At 47.9% G+C, this 18,131-nt stretch carries 14 protein-coding genes and 1 pseudogene; 6 read left to right on the top strand and 9 right to left on the bottom strand.

Annotation, left to right across the window (positions count from 1 at the left end; translation table 11 throughout):
* Positions 1-77 precede the first annotated feature (77 nt).
* From BCT27_RS01875 to BCT27_RS01890, 4 genes are all read left to right on the top strand, one after another.
* Positions 78-407 (top strand): nitrous oxide-stimulated promoter family protein, encoded by a 330-nt coding sequence (locus tag BCT27_RS01875; protein ID WP_102319595.1) that lies wholly within the window; start codon positions 78-80, stop codon positions 405-407.
* Between the two features lie 229 nt (positions 408-636).
* Positions 637-1,623 carry a TRAP transporter substrate-binding protein gene (locus tag BCT27_RS01880; protein ID WP_102394881.1) on the top strand — a complete coding sequence of 329 codons (987 nt, stop codon included), beginning with the start codon at positions 637-639 and terminating at the stop codon, positions 1,621-1,623.
* A gap of 52 nt (positions 1,624-1,675) precedes the next feature.
* Positions 1,676-2,233: a TRAP transporter small permease gene (locus tag BCT27_RS01885; RefSeq protein ID WP_102394882.1), complete on the top strand. Its 558-nt coding sequence runs from the start codon at positions 1,676-1,678 to the stop codon at positions 2,231-2,233.
* Positions 2,230-3,633, top strand: coding sequence for a TRAP transporter large permease (locus BCT27_RS01890; protein WP_102258960.1), 1,404 nt, complete (start codon positions 2,230-2,232; stop codon positions 3,631-3,633). Before BCT27_RS01885 ends, BCT27_RS01890 begins: the two co-directional genes overlap by 4 nt.
* A gap of 113 nt (positions 3,634-3,746) precedes the next feature.
* Here BCT27_RS01890 and BCT27_RS01895 read toward each other — a convergent pair whose 3' ends face one another.
* The 4 genes and pseudogenes from BCT27_RS01895 to nhaC all read right to left on the bottom strand — a co-directional run.
* Positions 3,747-4,871, bottom strand: coding sequence for a M20 family metallopeptidase (locus tag BCT27_RS01895; RefSeq protein WP_102394883.1), 1,125 nt, complete (start codon positions 4,869-4,871; stop codon positions 3,747-3,749).
* Between the two features lie 78 nt (positions 4,872-4,949).
* Positions 4,950-5,411 carry a YjiG family protein gene (locus BCT27_RS01900; RefSeq protein ID WP_017007679.1) on the bottom strand — a complete coding sequence of 154 codons (462 nt, stop codon included), beginning with the start codon at positions 5,409-5,411 and terminating at the stop codon, positions 4,950-4,952.
* On the bottom strand, positions 5,411-6,136 hold the full coding sequence (locus tag BCT27_RS01905) for a nucleoside recognition domain-containing protein (protein ID WP_017007678.1): 726 nt from the start codon (positions 6,134-6,136) through the stop codon (positions 5,411-5,413). Before BCT27_RS01905 ends, BCT27_RS01900 begins: the two co-directional genes overlap by 1 nt.
* Positions 6,137-6,407: 271 nt before the next feature.
* Positions 6,408-7,874, bottom strand: a pseudogene (gene nhaC / locus BCT27_RS01910) (Na+/H+ antiporter NhaC); the annotation flags it as partial.
* A 675-nt stretch (positions 7,875-8,549) separates the two neighbouring features.
* On the opposite strand from nhaC, the gene asd reads away from it, so the two are divergent.
* Complete coding sequence (gene asd / locus BCT27_RS01915) at positions 8,550-9,668, top strand: aspartate-semialdehyde dehydrogenase (protein ID WP_102258962.1); 1,119 nt, start codon at positions 8,550-8,552, stop codon at positions 9,666-9,668.
* A gap of 222 nt (positions 9,669-9,890) precedes the next feature.
* On the opposite strand, the gene sodB is transcribed toward asd, so the two are convergent.
* Positions 9,891-10,475: a superoxide dismutase [Fe] gene (gene sodB, locus BCT27_RS01920; protein WP_102319591.1), complete on the bottom strand. Its 585-nt coding sequence runs from the start codon at positions 10,473-10,475 to the stop codon at positions 9,891-9,893.
* A gap of 259 nt (positions 10,476-10,734) precedes the next feature.
* On the opposite strand from sodB, the gene grxD reads away from it, so the two are divergent.
* Positions 10,735-11,064, top strand: coding sequence for a Grx4 family monothiol glutaredoxin (grxD, locus tag BCT27_RS01925; RefSeq protein WP_017007674.1), 330 nt, complete (start codon positions 10,735-10,737; stop codon positions 11,062-11,064).
* 104 nt (positions 11,065-11,168) lie between these two features.
* Here grxD and BCT27_RS01930 read toward each other — a convergent pair whose 3' ends face one another.
* The 4 genes from BCT27_RS01930 to BCT27_RS01945 all read right to left on the bottom strand — a co-directional run bounded on the left by BCT27_RS01930 (position 11,169) and on the right by BCT27_RS01945 (position 18,088).
* Positions 11,169-12,491, bottom strand: a complete 1,323-nt coding sequence (locus BCT27_RS01930) for a Na+/H+ antiporter family protein (protein WP_102391038.1) — start codon at positions 12,489-12,491, stop codon at positions 11,169-11,171.
* Positions 12,492-12,717: 226 nt separating this feature from the next.
* Positions 12,718-15,045, bottom strand: coding sequence for a VolA/Pla-1 family phospholipase (locus BCT27_RS01935; RefSeq protein ID WP_102394884.1), 2,328 nt, complete (start codon positions 15,043-15,045; stop codon positions 12,718-12,720).
* Positions 15,046-15,087: 42 nt separating this feature from the next.
* A complete protein-coding gene (locus BCT27_RS01940) occupies positions 15,088-16,341 on the bottom strand; it encodes an outer membrane protein transport protein (protein WP_102319588.1) in 1,254 nt (417 codons plus the stop codon).
* A gap of 442 nt (positions 16,342-16,783) precedes the next feature.
* Positions 16,784-18,088: a porin gene (locus tag BCT27_RS01945; protein ID WP_102319587.1), complete on the bottom strand. Its 1,305-nt coding sequence runs from the start codon at positions 18,086-18,088 to the stop codon at positions 16,784-16,786.
* Positions 18,089-18,131: the final 43 nt, after the last annotated feature.

The following is an 18,131-nucleotide window of genomic DNA, read 5'->3' on the forward strand; positions in this document are numbered from 1 at the left end:
CAAAGTAATCGATACCGAACAATTAACTTGATCTGGGTCAATGGTTTTTCGCCACGCGCGAGCAAAATAGCGCGCCTATGAATACTGTATCTGTAACGTCAACCCAACGACGCCAGCCTCTGTGGCTCGTTCGCGCGATGACGACATATTATTGCAAGCACATTCACCGTGGCAGCCAGCTTTGTCCTCAGTGTTCTGCCTTGATTGCCTTTGAAGAAGCACGATACTCCCAGTGTGCAACACAAATGGGAAATGCTTCTTGTCGTGAGTGTCATCGTCAATGTTATCCCGATGCGAAGCGACTGGAAATCAACCACATTGTTCGATGGGCAGAGCCGAAAATTCGCTGGCGTATCCCGTTCATCATCGCTCGCCATTACATGCATGGCCTTTTCCAACCGCATTAAACTTAACGCCACGTAACGGTTCGGCGTGCGTCTTCTTTGTCTTCTTTCTTAGAATGGGAAATGGGTGGAAATTCACCCCTTTCCCAATTTCGATCTCTCAAATTTGTTTTTGAATTGTTAATTAAATGTTTAAAGCATTTAACCCTCTTCCTCCTTGCGCTACTGATTAAAAGGAAAGCAAACATTCTCTGTGTGAATGTTTATCAAAGTAGGAAGAAGAGGACATTCTATGAAAAACCTTCAGAAGATGGTTTCCGCCATCGCACTGTGTGTGGGCATGGTTGCTGGTGCACAAGCGGCACCTGACACGATCAAATTCTCCCATGTGGTGGCTGAGAACACACCGAAAGGCCAAATGGCACTCAAGTTTAGAGATCTTGTGGCTGAGCGCATCGGTGACAAATACGTGGTTGAGGTTTACCCCAATTCACAACTGTTTGGTGACGGCAAAGAAATGGAAGCGCTGATCCTTGGAGACATACAATTTATTGCCCCCTCTCTCTCTAAATTCTCCAAATACACTAAACAACTCCAGATTTATGATCTCCCATTCCTGTTCAAAGACATGGCGGCGGTTGATCGCTTTCAACGCAGCGAAGCGGGCCAAGCATTGCTGAATTCGGTGCAAGGTAAGGGGCTGACGGGACTTGGGTATTTGCACAATGGCTTAAAGCAATTGTCAGCGAACGATCCACTGCGCGTGCCTTCTGATGCAGATGGGAAGAAATTTCGCATCATGAGCTCTGACGTGCTGGCTGCACAGTTCGAAGCGGTCGATGCTGTGCCGCTGAAAAAGCCGTTTTCCGAAGTGTTTACCTTGCTGCAAACACGCGCGATCGATGGTCAGGAAAATACCTGGTCAAACATCTATTCGAAGAAATTTTTCGAAGTTCAGCCTTACATCACTGAGTCCAATCACGGCGTGTTGGATTACATGGTGACGACATCGAATGAGTTTTGGTCTGGTTTGCCTGACGCAGACCGAGATGTGCTAAAAAAAGCGTTGGATGAAGCCGTGGCGCACGGTAATCAGATCGCCAATGAGAAGGGCATGAAAGATCGCCAAAACATCATTGACTCTGGACGTAGCCAAGTGATCACGCTGACTGATGCAGAGCGCCAGCAATGGGTTGAAGTCATGAAACCTGTTTGGGGTGAGTTCCAAGAACAAATTGGTCAATCGCTGATTGACGCTGCTGTTGCCTCAAACCAGTAAGTTGTTTTAGCCCGACCTAACACGTCGGGCTTTTTTATGTTTGGAGTAGAACATGGTTCAGTTTTTACACCGCTTTGAAGAAGCCGGCATCGGCTTGTTGTTGGTGGCGATGACCTTGTTGGTGTTTTTCGAAGTGATATTGCGATTCTTCTTTAACGAAGGGCTGCTGTGGGCTCAAGAGCTTACCTTGTACATGTCAGCATGGTTGGTGTTGATGGGCGCGTCGTGGGGTTTACGGGAAGGTGCACACATCGGCGTGGATGCCTTGGTGAAGCATTTGCCTGCTGGCACGCAAAAGGTTGTTACCTTGATTGCGCTCGGCGGGTGCTTGGCTTATTGCGGGCTCTTTCTGTATGGGTCTTGGATTTACCTCAGCAAAATGAGAATGATCGGCATTGAAATGGAAGACATGCCGATTGAGAAGTGGAAAGCCATGTCATGTCTGGTCTTGGGCTTTGCACTGTTAGCGCTTCGCGTATTTAGTTTGGGATACGAAGTCTGGACAGGAAAACGTGCTGGGTTTGGCTTCATTGATGAAGCGAAGGAAAGCATGCATTTGGCGCAGGAACTTGAAGCTGAATATGACGCCAAAGAGGGGCAAAAAAAATGACCATTGCAGCACTGTTTGGATTGCTTTTTCTTTGTATGTTCATAGGGATGCCCATTGCGATTGCACTCGGTTTGTCGAGTGTGGCAACGATTTTGATGTTTTCAAACGACTCATTGGCATCCATTGCTTTGAAGTTGTTTGAGGCCACCAGTGAACACTACACCTTATTGGCCATTCCTTTTTTCATTCTTTCTTCGGCGTTTCTCTCAACGGGGGGCGTCGCAAGGCGTCTGATCAATTTTGCCATTGATTCCGTGGGTCATGTGAAAGGTGGCCTCGCCATGGCGTCTGTTATGGCCTGTATGCTTTTTGCGGCGGTGTCTGGCAGTTCTCCTGCCACAGTGGCCGCTATCGGTTCTATCGTCATTGTGGGCATGGTGAAAGCCGGATACCCCAAAGCGTTTGCCGCCGGTGTGATTGCCAATGCGGGTACCTTGGGCATTTTGATCCCACCTTCTATCGTGATGCTGGTGTATGCCGCTGCAACGGAAGTGTCAGCGTCACGCATGTTTATGGCGGGCTTCATTCCTGGCTTGATGATGGGCGGGATTTTGATGCTGGCTATCTACATCGTTGCACGTATCAAAGGCCTTCCTTCACAGCCGTTTCCTGGCGTTGCTGCGCTAATGCATTCGGGGCTTCGCGCGTTGGGTGGCCTGATGCTGATTATCATCGTGCTTGGCTCGATTTACGGCGGTGTCGCCAGCCCGACGGAGGCGGCTTCGGTGGCGGCGGTTTACGCGTGGCTTGTCAGTGTGTGGGGCTATCGCGATATTGGTCCACTCAAAGATGTGCCTTGGCGTCGTGATGGTGAAGGCACGGTAAGCATGTTGCTGAGAAACCTGGTTTCACTGCCGATGGTGATGGTGAAGTCATTTACTGACAAAGAAGTGAGCCATGTGGTTCGTGATGCCTCGAAAGTCAGCATCATGCTGCTGTTTATTATCGCGAATGCGATGTTGTTCGCCCATGTGCTCACCACTGAGCGTATCCCTCATACCATTGCCGAAACCATTGTGGCGTGGGGGTTACCGGCGTGGGGCTTCTTGATTGTGGTGAACATCCTGCTATTGATTGCGGGTAACTTCATGGAACCATCGGCTATCTTGCTGATCATGGCACCGATCTTGTTCCCTATCGCGATGCAGCTTGGTATTGACCCGATTCATTTGGGCATCATCATGGTGGTGAACATGGAAATAGGCATGTTAACGCCGCCGGTGGGGCTGAATTTGTTTGTGACAGCGGGGATAACGGGGGAAAGCATGGGGTGGGCGATACGTGCCGCGTTGCCTTGGCTTGGTCTGCTGCTGATCTTCCTGATTCTGATCACCTACATTCCGCAAATATCGTTGTTCTTGCCGGATTATCTCGATTCACTTCGAGGGTATAAATCCTGATGTAACGACCAGAGACAACAAAAAAGGGGCGAATTCGCCCCTTTTTATTTGTACGTTAGCTTACGTCTAACCTGCGTTGGATCAGGGTGAGCGTATTGGCCGACGGAGAATACTTATTTCGCCAATTTCTCAAGCACTGCTTTCAGTAGTTTGATGCGTGGCTCAATAGAGTGAAGCTCAAGGTATTCTGCATCGCTGTGGAAGCCTGCACCGATTGGACCCAAACCATCAAGGGTTGGTACACCCAATACTGCAGTTAGGTTGGCATCAGAGCCGCCGCCCACTTCCTGCCAAGTGATGTCGATACCCAGATCTTTTCCGGTTTCTTCGATCATCGCCATAAGGCTTTCGGTTTTGCTTGTTGGTGCCATTGCAGGTTTGGTCGCTTCGCGCACCAACGATACGGTGACGCCATCAACGAACGGGGTTTCCGTTAATGCACGGATTTTGCTGTCTACGAGCGCATATTCATCGTTGTCCCAGAAACGCACGTCAACAACCGCTTCAGCGTGTTGTGGAACAATGTTTGCGCCGTCGCCGCCATTCACAACGCCTACGTTCAGGGTGGTGCCTGTTTCAAAGTCCGTCATCGCGTTCAAGGCAAGGATCCAATGCGCCATTTCAGTGATTGCACTGCGGCCATTTTGAGGTTCGTTACCTGCGTGTGCCGCTTTGCCGTGGAACGTCATTCGGTAACGCGCCATGCCTTTGCGTGCTTTTACCAATGAGCCATCAGCACGTGCAGCTTCTGCAACCAGCACGTGGCGTGCATCTTTCGCCACGGATTTCAGCCATGCTTCTGAGTGCAGAGAGCCAATCTCTTCGTCTGGGTTCATGCAAACACAGATAGACAATGCATCACGAACACTCACATCCAGCTCACGCAGTGCGTATACCACGTTCAGCAGGCCTGACTTCATGTCAGAAACGCCTGGGCCGTATGCACGGTTTTCATCGTTGCTCATTGGGCGGTCAGCCGCTGTCCCCACAGGGAATACGGTATCCATGTGACCAATCAACATCACATCGATGTGTTCTGCTTCAGGCTTGTTGCGGATCTCAAGACCCACGCCAGCAATACCACAATCAACACGTTTGATGTTCCATCCGTCCATGTCTTCGTATTTTTCGGCCATGATGTTGGCAATCACTTCGATGCCTTCAACCGTCAATGTGCCGCAATCTACATTGATCAGGGGACGTAGTTCTTCTAGATAGGTGTTCAGAGAAAAGTTCATAGCAACTCCGGAAATCCGTTTGGAAAGCAACGCCGAGCCTTTATTGAATATGAAAGTGCTCGGCGTGAGAGAAAAGCGTTAAACCAGAATGTTCATCACCAACATTGCGCCTAGGGCGTTGATGACTGAGATGATAACCATGGCCGGGATGTAGCGACCTTCAGTACCGATTGGGCCAAGGATGCGGCCAAGGTATTGAACTTGTGAACCCATTAGGTAGATAGCAGGCGCAAGAATGGCAATGTGTTCGCCATTTAAGATGCCTTGGTCAAACAGGCTAATCACCACGCCCACTGCGCCACCCATCGACATCCATGCGCCGATAAGCACGGCTGCTGCTTCACCAGGAAGGCCGAACACTGCCATAACTGGAGAGAACAAGGTGCCCATCAGATCCAATGCGCCTGTGATTTGAAGTGCTTTGATGATCACGAAGGCCATCAGAACGTTTGGCACGGTTGACGTTGTTGCGATGTTCCAGCCTTTTTTAGCGCCTTCTACGAAAATGTCCGTCACCATCGGCTTTTTTGCTTCAGTCATTATGCTTTCTCCTCGGTTAGCGCGTTGCCTGTTTTGTCTTCTTTGCCTTCAGTGATGTTCAAGTAAACGCGGAACAGGTTTGCACCCACGAACTTGAATACGAACATCACGGCAACCGCGAGACCGATAGAGGAAGCAACAGCCAAAGAACCGTCCATCAATGTCAGGGTGAACAGTACCGCGCCTGATGAGAAGAAGTTCACGATCGCTGCACCTGCAGAGAATTGGAACATGGTGAAGATATCCGCTTCACGCTTGGTGAGATGACCTTCGTCTTTTAGCTGACGTGTCATTGCTGCACCCGCATCGGTACTTTGTAGCGATGCAATCAACGCAAGACCTGTGTTACCAGGAATGTTCATCAATGGACGAAGCAGTGGCGTAAGCAGTTTACGTGCTGCATCCAGTGCGCCGTAGTGCTCAAGCACGTTGATCATACCCAGTGCGAACATCACAGTTGGGATCAGTGTTAGGGCGAACAGGAAGCCGTCACGCGCGCCGCTACCGCCTTTACCACGCATCGATGTGGTTGCAGCTTGGATACCGTCAGCGGTTTCGTTGACGCCGTAAACAACGCTACCGAAAGAACCGTTCAGGGTGGTGAAGTCAAAAACGCCATACCATTCGTTAGATTGGAGTAATCCTGAAAAGAAAACGACGGCGAAGGCGAGGGCAAAGTAACTACCGATAGTAACTTTGCGAGTTTGCTCGCTAGGAGTGCTCATAGATACCTCTTTGGGCTAATTGTATTTGCGTATGCAAAATGAAATCTGCCCCCATTCTCTTCTGCGAGGGATTCCGCACTTTGATTGGGGTCAATATGTGCTACTGAATGGTGGGGAATTCGCGTGGTGCAATGTTGAATATGTGATCGTGATCTACTATCAGTAGCAGTGTCGAGAAGGCTGAGATTTTCCGCTAAAACAAGGATGTAAACACCTTTCGTGAGATGTAAAAAAGGCAGCTATCGCTGCCTTTAGAAAGGGGTTGTTCAGATTACGCTTTTTGCAGTGCTGCAGCGCCTTCTAGGTTTGTGTTATCGGATGCCACTTCGCGCTGTTGGTTTGGTTCAACAGGGTCCACAAACCAACCAAGGTACGAGGTCACAATGGTCACGATAATACACACGAAGCTCAGCCACATGAACGGGGCATAAGACAGGGTTGCAACACCCAAGATGCTCGCCATGTAAATGCCGTTGTCACTCCAAGGCACCATGCCGGATGTGAGTGTGCCGCCGAACTCTGCATTACGAGAAAGGTTCTTACGGTGGTAACCAATGCGGTCATAGTTTTTCGCACAAATCTTAGGTGTCAGAATCAAAGACACGTACATGGCCGAACCAAACACGTTACCAAGGAATGCCGTACCAATGGTTGAGGTCGCAAGGCTGCCCGCAGAATTCACTTTGCGCTCGAAAATCTTCGCGATGGTTTCAAGTACGCCCACTTTGTCTAGTAGACCACCAAAGCCCAGACCAAAGACAATCACAGCCACTGAACCGAGCATAGATTCCATGCCGCCACGGTTTAGGATGGCGTCAATGAAGCTCACTCCAGAATCAATTTGGAACGGAGCCCATGCCGTGTTGATTGCTGCTAGCGGATTCATGTCTTGCACCACGATAGCCCACACGATACCCAATACAGAACCAAGAGAAATCACTGGGAATGACGGTAAACGCAAAGCCAGAAGCAATAACACAATACCCACAGGGATAAAGGACATTGGTGAAATCACGAATTGCTTGTCCATCGCTGCAATCACGTCACTCACTTGCGCCATGTCAACATTGCCAGCGTAGTGCAGGCCAAGTGCAGTGAACAAAATGCCCGTGATGATGTAACTGATCAGAGCGATTGGCAGCATGCCTTTGATGTGTTCAACGATCTCGACACCAGACATAGAAGAAGCAAGGATCACCGAGTCAGAAAGCGGAGACAGTTTGTCGCCAAAGTAACAGCCTGACAGCACAGCGCCCGCAGTGACGGGGGCAGGAACGCCAAGACCTTGACCAATCCCCATCATCGCGATACCCGCAGTACCTGCCGCACCCCATGATGTGCCCGTCGCTAGCGCCGTTAATGAACAGATGATCATGGTGGCAGCCAGGAAGATGGATGGGTGAATGGCTTTCAAGCCGTAATAAATGATGGTTGGAACGATACCGCCCGCAATCCAGGTACCGACAAGCGCGCCGACAGCCAGAAGAATTAATACCGCACCTAGGCCGTTTGCGATGCCGTTGGTGGCCGCTTTTTCAAGGTCTTTGTACTGATGACCAAGCTTAATACCAAGGCCGATGATTAAGAACCAACCGATGTACAGCGCCAATTGAATAGGTAAGTTAAGTTTGGCGGTGAAGGAGAATGCCAACAACAGGAACAGACCGAGCGCCATGAATACTTGGAACAAAGAAGGAAGTTGCGCCGAGCGTTTTTTCATATATGAAACCTTTCTTGAGAGTCGGGCCCGTGTCGGTTCCTTCCGGTGAAATACATAACCAAGTCACGTCAAAATGAACGTCTGTGCGCATCAATATCGCGCTCTAACGTTTCTTTTTCTGACATCCTAGACATCATTACCTTGAGGTCGCTTGGGTATACAAACAATCACAAACAGTGGGCTGTTATTACTACCATCCTGGCGGCGAGAGTTACTTTAGCGAAAGAGGATAGAAGAGGTGAACAAGAATTTCATTTTATGTGACTTATGCGCTTAAGGGGTTATTTTTCATGGTTTACCTGATGATATTTGTATAGATATGGTTAATTTGTGTGATTGTGATGCGGTTAAAGTGTGTTTCTAAAATGTGTGTGAAAATGTAAATGTGCAGCATTTGAGATGGTTAAACTGCAATGTTTTGGCTCTAAACGTCGTTTTGGTTGGTTTATATAGGTATTTTTGTCTCTATGCGAATGAGAGGAAGATCGTAAAAATCGTCTTTTGGTTGCTTCGGTTCGTTTCAATGCCATCACTTCCATAATGAGGTATTTAAATTTGGGTTGAAGCCAGTTCAATGAAGGCAGGCTGAGATTTTTCTCGTGCTTAGGCAAAAAGATGCAGTTTTTGCTTGTTATTTGTGTCGTTAATTTTCAAGATAAGTGGAGAAATTTAAAACAAGGAGTGTGAGAGCGAATGAAAAGAGTAGGGTTAGTAGGCTGGCGCGGTATGGTTGGTTCTGTACTGATGCAGCGCATGGTAGAAGAGCGTGATTTCGATGTTATCGAGCCGGTTTTTTACAGCACCTCTCAAATTGGCATCCCTGCGCCAAACTATGGCAAAGATGCAGGTCTTCTCGAAGATGCCTTTAATATCGAAAGTCTAAAAACATTGGACGTTGTTATTACCTGTCAAGGTGGTAGCTATACCGAAGAAGTGTATCCAAAACTACTGGCCGCTGGCTGGAAGGGATATTGGATTGATGCCGCATCAACACTTCGTATGAAAGAAGACAGCATCATTACGCTGGATCCTGTCAACTTTAAGCAAATCCAAGAAGGCATTCACAAGGGGACGAAAACCTATGTGGGTGGTAACTGTACTGTCAGCTTGATGCTGATGGCGGTGGGTGGCCTTTACAAAGAAGGTCTGGTTGAGTGGATGACCGCGCAAACGTACCAAGCAGCATCAGGTGCTGGTGCGAAAAACATGCGCGAATTGATCAGCCAAATGGGCGTGATTAATGATGCAGTGAGCCTTGATCTGGCAAACCCTGCAACGTCCATTTTAGATATCGACCGTAAAGTGGCTGAAACGCTGCGCTCTTCAAGTTTCCCGACTTCAGAATTTGGTGCGCCGTTGGCGGGCTCTTTAATCCCTTGGATCGACGTGAAACGTGAAAACGGTCAAAGCAAGGAAGAGTGGAAAGGCACCGTTGAAACGAACAAGATCCTTGGTCTTGAAAGCAACCCAGTACCGATTGATGGTACGTGTGTTCGCATTGGTGCAATGCGCTGTCACAGCCAAGCACTCACGTTGAAGCTGAAGAAGAACGTTCCTTTGGACGAAATCGAAGGCATCATCGCTGCGCATAATGACTGGGTTAAAGTGATCCCGAATGAGCGTGACATTACGGTGCAAGAGCTGTCTCCTGCAAAAGTAACAGGGACCTTGTCTGTGCCTGTAGGTCGTCTTCGTAAGATGGCAATGGGTGATGACTTCTTGAATGCGTTCACTGTCGGTGACCAATTGCTGTGGGGTGCTGCAGAGCCTCTACGCCGTACACTTCGCATTATTCTTGCTGAAGTGTCGTAACACTGCGTTTAACGCCAGTTGAAATCTTAAGACCTAAGACCTAAGACCTAAGACCTAAGACCTAAAACAAAGCCGCTGATCATCAGCGGCTTTTTTGTGCCTGATGTTTACAACGCCTCTATCGCTTGCTCGCTCGGTGTTTTTGGTGAACGCCAGGCAAAAAAATACCCCGCCGAAGCGAGGTATTTCATTCACACTCAAGGGTGCGAGAGAACCGAGAGATTACGCTGCTAGGTTTTGAGCAACGAATTCCCAGTTAACCAATGCCCAGAATGCGTTCATGTAGTCTGGACGTAGGTTACGGAAATCGATGTAGTAAGCGTGTTCCCACAGGTCAACAGTTAGAAGAGGTGTAACACCTTCTTCAGTCAGTGGCGTGCCTGCGTTTGACGTGTTTACGATATCTAGAGAACCGTCAGCTTTTTTCACCAACCAAGTCCAAGAAGAACCGAAGTTGTTGATTGCTGAATCAGTGAATTTCGCTTTGAAGTCTTCGAATGAACCGAATGCTTTCGCGATTGCATCAGCAACATCACCTGTTGGCTCACCGCCGCCATTTGGGCTTAGGCAGTGCCAGTAGAACGTGTGGTTCCAGATTTGTGCTGCGTTATTGAATACACCGCCAGTAGAGGTCTTGATGATCTCTTCTAGAGATTTGCTCTCAAGCTCAGTACCTTCAACTAGGCCGTTAAGCTTAACAACGTAAGTGTTGTGGTGCTTACCGTAGTGGTATTCCAAAGTCTCTTGAGAGATGTGCGGCTCAAGTGCATTTTTTTCGTAAGGAAGAGCTGGTAGTTGAAATGCCATTACTCGATTCTCCATGATGGGTGGGGTTGCCCCCTGACATTATTGCTTCCTGTAGATTTGTCTTACACTTTAGGTAACTAAATTGTCGACGTTTCTACTTATAGACTGACTGCAAAACAGTTTAGCAAGTTTTTACTTTATTAAAAGAATAATTTTAAAAAAAGCGGCTGAATATGCCCTTACAGTTTTTAGGCATTTTTTTCCGCGCTTTTCCCAGTTAATATGGATGAAGTCATCACACTTGGTGTTCGAGGAAGTAATGGAAACTATTGATAAAATCAAACAGCAGATCGAAGAAAATGCGATACTGCTTTATATGAAAGGCTCACCTAAGCTACCTAGCTGTGGCTTTTCGTCGCAAACTAGCCAAGCGCTGATGGCGTGCGGTGAAAAATTTGCGTACGTAGATATTCTGCAAAATCCAGACATTCGTGCCGAGTTGCCAATTTACGCAGAATGGCCGACCTTCCCTCAACTATGGGTTGAAGGTGAGTTGATCGGTGGTTGTGACATCGTACTGGAAATGTTCCAGAAAGGTGAGCTTCAGCCTATCATCAAAGATGCGGCAATGCGCCGTGATGCGGAATAAAACCTCGCCGTTTTTAACGCAATGATTCAAAAAGAAAAAGCCGCTGATCATCAGCGGCTTTTTTATTGGGTGGTATTTTATCGCTAGGGCGAAAAGTGCTCAGATTACAGCACCATGGCTGCGAGCCAACCAAAGCCAATCAACGGCAAGTTGTAGTGAACAAAGGTGGGCACAACCGTGTCCCAAATGTGCTCATGCTGACCATCAGCGTTCAAGCCAGACGTAGGGCCAAGCGTTGAGTCAGAAGCTGGAGATCCAGCATCACCCAAGGCTGCGGCAGTACCCACCAGAGCGATCGTCGCCATCGGTGAGAAGCCAAATGCCAACGCCAGTGGTACGTAGATAGTGGCGATAATCGGGATGGTGGAAAATGATGAACCAATGCCCATCGTGACTAATAGACCCACAACCAACATCAATAGTGCAGCGAGGGGCTTGTTGTCACCAATGCTCGATGCGAGTGACGCCACCAAAGTTTCAACACCGCCTGTTGCTTTCATCACGGCAGCAAAACCGGCGGCTGAAATCATAATGAAGCCAATCATGGCCATCATATGCACGCCGCGCGTGAAGACATCGTTCGTGTCCTGCCACTTGATCACGCCGCCAATGGTGAACACCATAAAGCCTGCAAGCGCGCCGACGATCATTGAGCCAGTATAAAGTTGAGCACCCAAGGTGGTCGCAATCGCAACGATTGCCACAACAATATTCTGTGGTTTAATCTCGGCTTTTTCGGGTTCAGCCGCGCGAATTTTTTCTTCCGAGTAGTGACGAGGTTTACGATAGCTAATGAACGCAGCGACCAACACACCGAACAACATGCCTGCTGCGGGTAAAAGCATGGCTTGAGGCACTTGGCTTGCAACAACATCTAGCCCGTTATCGTGCAGGTTTTTCAGCAAAATGTTGTTAAGGAAAATGCCGCCAAAACCAATGGGTAACACCATGTATGGTGTGATCAAACCAAAGGTCAGGACACACGCTACGAGACGTCGGTCTAGGTTCAATTTTGCGAACACATGCAAAAGTGGCGGAATAACAATAGGGATGAACGCAATGTGTACAGGAATGACGTTTTGAGATGACATTGCAAGCAACGCTAAGGCGACAAGTACCATGTATTTCAAAGCGCTAGATGCGTTTGCATTGTCTTTACCGTTTAGTTTACGGATGACGGATTGGGCTAATAGGTCAGTAATACCAGAACGACTGATAGCGACGGCAAAGGTACCTAGCATAGCGTAACTTAATGCGATGGTTGCACCGCCGCCAAGCCCGCCTTCAAACGCTGAAATGGTATCGGTTAACGATAGACCACTAACCACTCCGCCAAGAATGGCACTAAAGGTGAGCGCGACGACAACGTTAACCCTTAAAAGGGCCAACATTAGCATCACACAAACCGCGATAACGACCGGATTCATGAGTTTTTCCCTACTTCTCTGTGCCCAAAACGGGCAAAAAATTATCCCAAATGTGTATAACCAAACCACCTCGTCATCCTTGATGAGTCAAGAGGTAGCTTGGGTATCACGTTGCGAAGAGCACAGTTTGCGTTTTTTTTTAACGTTGTCGAGAGGAATTTGTTGGGAAGGGAGAAATAAAGAAAAAGGCCAGCGGGTGCTGGCCTTTTGGGGTGTTTAGTTGAGTTTACTCAAGCACACTAGCGTCTGAAACAGAGTAGTCTTCAGCTACACCGCTCAAGAATTGCACGAGTTGAGATTGCATCTCTGTGGTGTGGCCTAGATCTGCTAAGTTTGCATCTTGAGGAGCAATCACAGAGCTATGCTGACCAACATCACTGAACTTCGTAAAGTTGCGACCATTGTTGGTGGCTTGTGATGCGGTGTCAACAACAGCCAAGCCTAAGCTTGTGGCGAGTGGTATAGTGCCTGCAAAGGGTGCGTTTGTTACTGCATTAGGAACAGTGTCATCATCTTTTACCTGCTGCATGTAGATTGGGAGGCCATCTAAGACATTTGTACCCTGATAATCATTTAGTGCAACAAGATTAAATGGGTCAACTGCGTCAATTACCGTTTGCGCGGCGTAAGCAAACTGATTAATTACGCTTTCTTGTTCTGCAGCTGGCACGCCAGCAGTCACTTGCGATCGAACCAGTGGCCCAAACGATTCTGAACCTAAAAGCAGATTTACGATTTGCCCACCCGTGTTTGCTGCCGCAACGCGAGAGAATGTAAACAAGGCATCCGCTGCACTATTGTCTGTGGTAGCAGTGCTTAGTGTATTGTTAGCAGTGGCGACAGTGCTAAACCCGGTGATTCCTCCTAAAGAATGACCGAACAATGCTGGGTGAGTTGTCGCAGTATTATCCAGCGTGGCAAGTGGTGTATTCGTAAATAAACCAGCTACTTGCGAGAGTGTAACAGCGGCGCGTAGACCGACATTGTCTAGGGCACTTTGGCGCAAGTTATCACGTCCTACAGGCAAGTAAGCCAAGTTGAGATAGTTAGTCGCGTCAACATTAGCCGAGCGAGTCGAATCCAAGCTACGTTCCCCATGTATAGGTTGGTCAATCGCTAGTACCGCAATATCCTTACCTAATCCTTTCGCACCATTGATAATATTAGCTGCAAACGCATACGCATTTTCTTTTGCTGACGTAATACCATGTTGATAGATCACTAACTCAACCGCACCAGAAGGTGTTGTTGGTGAGAATAGAACAAAAGGAACGTCATCCAACGATTTTACTTGAGGGATAGGGCTGAACTTGGTGATGATCCGCTCAGCATCCAATTGAGCGCCATTTGCACCTGTTAACGTTAAACCGATAAGCTTGAGTTGCTCTGTTGCATCATCCGCCAGTTTCGCTGTATCAATACCTGCCGCTGCAAGTTGTTGAGCCACTGTATTGGCGTTTTCATCACCGAGTGCGCTGGAAATGATAGCAAGGCTTGGCATCCCAGATTCGAAGGGAGTAGTGTTCCAATTAGCTGCTCCTTTTTCGAGGAAATAGGGCAGTTTAACGGTTCCCTTTGTGACGGTAACGGTATTGGCGGTGTACGATCCCACGAGCAGTGGCGCTATTGTTCCATTAGGGTCGACATAAGTAGCAAAGTTTGTATCAGCTTGAATTGCGGTTGCATAGTCCTCACCGGATGCTGGGACAGACATTAGGTATGCTTGTGATAGATCAACGTTGTTTGGGTTGGCAGAGTCTTTCCAGATTGCATTGAAGTCACTAACACCGGACGCAATTGCCGCTTTTGTGGCATATAAGGTACTGCCCACGGATTGGGTCGTAAACCAAGAACTATAAACAATATCCTGAGGCTGGACGCCTACCGCTGAGAATATGGAATTAACCCCTTGTGTCAGCGCACTTGCGGGTTTTAGTGATTCCACCAAGGTGGGGTTTGAGTCTGAAATTAACGTCGCGTAAGAGCGGGTCATGCCCACGCCGTCGCCATTTTCATCTGTAAACGCATTGGTTATTGCAAATGCGTATTCGGAAGAGGGTTCAAGTGCTTGGGTAAAAACAACAATGGCAGACTCAGCGCTCGTAATGACATTAAAGTCAGTACCAAGTTGAAGTACCTTTTCTACGGTAACAGCTGGGTCTGTTAAGCTCTCCGTTAATTTAACAATGCTAATCCCTGTGGTTGCAAAGCCATCGGCAAGGCCTGCGCCTTTAAACGATAGGCTCATTGGCATTGACACTGGCCATCCGTCCATCGTTCCCATTGCGGCGGCTGGATTTGATAGTGCATTGTCGCCACCTGTTGGAATATCTAGCGTTCCATCAGTTTGATTCATCAAAAGAAAGCTTGGTCCCGGAATGCTAGCGTCAGCACCGGCCAATTGGAAATTAACTTGTGTTGGTGCGTTCAAGCTGTCCTGGATGTAGTCTTCGTAGCTACCGTTTGCGCTTCCACCGCTTAATTCTGATTCTCCGCCACATGCGGTTACACCCAGAGCTGATGCTAGAGCAAGTACAACTAATTTCTTGTTCATAGGTAATCCTTTATTCATCTTCAATACTCCCTGGATGGATGGCTAGAAGCTGTAGTTAGCTTGCATCGCACCGATATATGCAGCCCCTTTTGCAGAGAACGTACGCTCTCCCGTCAGGCTGGTTTCGGTGAAGGTTCCAGATTTACTGGCGATATAGGTAACACCAGCATCGAAGGTCAAACTTGGGGAGTAGCGATAGGTTGCACCAGCAGAAAACCAGTAGCGATCAGAGTCAGGAATACTCAGTGTTGATTTGCCTGCTTTCTCATCAAAGGCAAAACCTGTGCGAACGGTCCAGTCCTCAGAAATGTCATACGTTGTGCCTAAAGACCAACGGAATACACTTTCATAATCTTCTTGTTTGTCGAAACAAACGCCCTGAACGCCATCAGAGGTACACTGAGCGCTGGTTGCTTTAAGCTCTGTGAATGAACTCCACTGGCTCCACATCATACTGTAGTGGACGGCAAGGGAAGGGTTTAGCTGATGAAAACCAGACAATTCAGCAACAGCGGGCAATGGTACGGAAAGGTCGCCAGTAACGACTTGGCCTTTCGTGCCAGTGATAGATCCTTGGTGATCTGTGAAATCCCCGCTGAAATCGAGTTCGACTTCAGAACGGTAAGCGATGCCAAAGCGGTTATCTTTGTCTAGTTCAAACAAAGCTCCCACGTTCCAGCCGAATCCCCACGTATCACCTTCCATACTGATGAGTTTCTCGGAGAAATTATCGCTTTCAAAAGTGGGAGCAAGTGCACCAATGTGACGATTCAATTCTGCGATGGCATAAACCGCGTTAATGCCCGCGCCAAAGCTGACTTGTTCATTCAAACGGTATGCGATAGATGGGTTAAGGTTCACACTCGCGAGCGACGTATCACCTGCAACATCACCCGCTTCAAAGGCATCAGGGTAGTCTGTTGCAACGCCGTAGACGGTGTATAAGCCGACTCCCCATGCCCATTTGTCATTGATCGGACTTACGTAATAGGTGGCAGGTACGAATTGCATGGGCGCAACGTCGGACGCTTTTTGATTGTTGCTGGTATCCGTGATGTCTATTTCTGGGTCAACGATGTGAAGGGCTGTAGAGAGTTGTGCTTCCTTAAACATGGTCATTTGCGCGGGGTTGCGCCCTATAACCGATGCGTTATCAGCGATGGCAGCGTCACCGGCATACGCACGACCTAATCCGCTCGCAGAGTGTTCTGATACCTGAAACCCCGCACTCCATGCAGACGGCGCAGCTAATGCAACTGCGAGTGCAATTGCTGTTCTTGATAGTTTTTTTGACATACAGCCTCTCATTCCAATTGAGCAATGGGTTGCTTGGCAACCTAAACGCAATATATTCAATGGGTTGAAACACCAGAACGGCTTTTATAAGTTGTTTTTAAGCTGTTCGGACTTTCTCGAGCATTAATATGTCACGGTATGAATAATTGTTAAACAGCTGTTAAATTGTCTGTAAGTGTCTTAATTTTCGGGATTTATTGTCCAGTTTCAAAACTGATGTTTGAAGTAATTGCACTAATTCAGGTTTTTACTCAGATAAGCCCTATTAATTAGGAGGTTGGTCAATAATTTGACGCGGTGGTCATATGAACACGTGTTTAAAAATAGCGAGGAGAGATGAAATACAGCATATCAATAGGTTACATCCACATTTCATTAATGTGACAAGCAACAAAAAAGCCGATTGCAAAGAATCGGCTTTTCTTAATAATGCGACGGATTATTAGAAGGTGTAGTTGGCGCTCACGCTGTAGATGTAAGCATCACCGCCAGCTTCGAAGTTGTAAGTTGCAACGCTCTCTGTTTCCGTGCCTGATGCAGTATCGCCATTCAAGTAAGCAAAACCACCATCAATAGTAAGTGCTTTTGTTGCTTGATAAGTAGCACCAATGGTGTACCAATTACGATCTGTGTCTGGGATGCTTAGTGTACGATGCTCATCTGGAACTGGGCTTTCGTCACGCGCAAAACCCGCTCGAAGTGTCCATTTATTATTTAGGTAGTGTGTGGCGCCGATGGCGTAACGCCAGCTATCATCCCACTTTTCATCTTTTTGTAAACATACGCCCGGCTCACTACCCCCATTAATACAATCAGATGATGCACCAGTTGCTCTTAGTTCTTGGAAGCTGCTCCAACCGACACGCATCACACTGTAGTGCATGGCCCACTTAGGAGCCAACTCATGGTAGCCAGAGAATTCGAAAATATCAGGAAGGTTTAACTCAAGCTCTCCTGGGACTGTCTGCCCCGGCTTACCTGCAAATGCTGTAGATGTTCCGCGGTATTCGCCATCAAGAGTAATATCGACTTCTGAACGATAGGCAAAACCTAAGCGGTTCTTTTCGTTTATGTGCCACAAAGCACCGATGTTCCACCCAAAACCCCAACCATCGCCAGATAAGTTTGCTGTTTCATCAGTTGCAGGGCTGGACAGAATCGGTGCTAACGATCCGGTATTACGAGTTAGTGACGCGTCAGCATAGACGGCATTTAATCCAAGACCAAGGCTCAATTGTTCATTAATTTCATATGCGAAATTGGCATTAAAATCGACAGTTGCGAGCTCACTTTTACCGGCCCCTGGGCCCGCTATTGCGTCTGTCGGGTATTCAGTTGCAAGGCCGAAGTTAGAAAATGCCGAGAAACCCACTGCCATCTTGTCATTTAAAGGGTGTATGTAGTGAATGTTGGGGACAAAAGCATCAGGTGCAACATCCGAGTAATTTTCGGATCCTGTTTGTGTTGGTGGATTACTTATCGCAAGCTCGCTGCTTGTTACTTTTGCATCCACATCAGGCTGGATAAACGAAATACCACCTGACAATTGAGCAGAATCAAACATGGTCATTGCAGCAGGGTTACGCGCTGCTACGGCTGCATTGTCTGCAATTGCTGCTTCGCCCGCAAAAGCTCGGCCTAGGCCGCTAGCGGAATGTTCACTAATTTGGAAACCTGCACCATGTGCTTGGAATGTCGCCACAGCAATCGCTGTCGATAGTAACGTACGTTTTGTTAGACGGTTCATCTAAATGCCTCTCTTTCACTGCTTTATTGTTTTTCCGCTATCC

Source organism: Enterovibrio norvegicus, from assembly GCF_002876705.1.
GTDB lineage: Bacteria > Pseudomonadota > Gammaproteobacteria > Enterobacterales > Vibrionaceae > Enterovibrio > Enterovibrio norvegicus_B.

What these genes read in the sequence shown, in the direction of transcription:
- BCT27_RS01940 (WP_102319588.1), bottom strand. Translation starts at nt 16,341, where the DNA reads ATGTCAAAAAAACTATCAAGAACAGCAATTGCACTCGCAGTTGCATTA.
- grxD (WP_017007674.1), top strand. Translation starts at nt 10,735, where the DNA reads ATGGAAACTATTGATAAAATCAAACAGCAGATCGAAGAAAATGCGATA.
- BCT27_RS01930 (WP_102391038.1), bottom strand. Translation starts at nt 12,491, where the DNA reads ATGAATCCGGTCGTTATCGCGGTTTGTGTGATGCTAATGTTGGCCCTT.
- BCT27_RS01885 (WP_102394882.1), top strand. Translation starts at nt 1,676, where the DNA reads ATGGTTCAGTTTTTACACCGCTTTGAAGAAGCCGGCATCGGCTTGTTG.
- BCT27_RS01895 (WP_102394883.1), bottom strand. Translation starts at nt 4,871, where the DNA reads ATGAACTTTTCTCTGAACACCTATCTAGAAGAACTACGTCCCCTGATC.
- BCT27_RS01890 (WP_102258960.1), top strand. Translation starts at nt 2,230, where the DNA reads ATGACCATTGCAGCACTGTTTGGATTGCTTTTTCTTTGTATGTTCATA.
- sodB (WP_102319591.1), bottom strand. Translation starts at nt 10,475, where the DNA reads ATGGCATTTCAACTACCAGCTCTTCCTTACGAAAAAAATGCACTTGAG.
- BCT27_RS01875 (WP_102319595.1), top strand. Translation starts at nt 78, where the DNA reads ATGAATACTGTATCTGTAACGTCAACCCAACGACGCCAGCCTCTGTGG.
- BCT27_RS01900 (WP_017007679.1), bottom strand. Translation starts at nt 5,411, where the DNA reads ATGACTGAAGCAAAAAAGCCGATGGTGACGGACATTTTCGTAGAAGGC.
- BCT27_RS01935 (WP_102394884.1), bottom strand. Translation starts at nt 15,045, where the DNA reads ATGAACAAGAAATTAGTTGTACTTGCTCTAGCATCAGCTCTGGGTGTA.
- BCT27_RS01905 (WP_017007678.1), bottom strand. Translation starts at nt 6,136, where the DNA reads ATGAGCACTCCTAGCGAGCAAACTCGCAAAGTTACTATCGGTAGTTAC.
- BCT27_RS01945 (WP_102319587.1), bottom strand. Translation starts at nt 18,088, where the DNA reads ATGAACCGTCTAACAAAACGTACGTTACTATCGACAGCGATTGCTGTG.
- asd (WP_102258962.1), top strand. Translation starts at nt 8,550, where the DNA reads ATGAAAAGAGTAGGGTTAGTAGGCTGGCGCGGTATGGTTGGTTCTGTA.
- BCT27_RS01880 (WP_102394881.1), top strand. Translation starts at nt 637, where the DNA reads ATGAAAAACCTTCAGAAGATGGTTTCCGCCATCGCACTGTGTGTGGGC.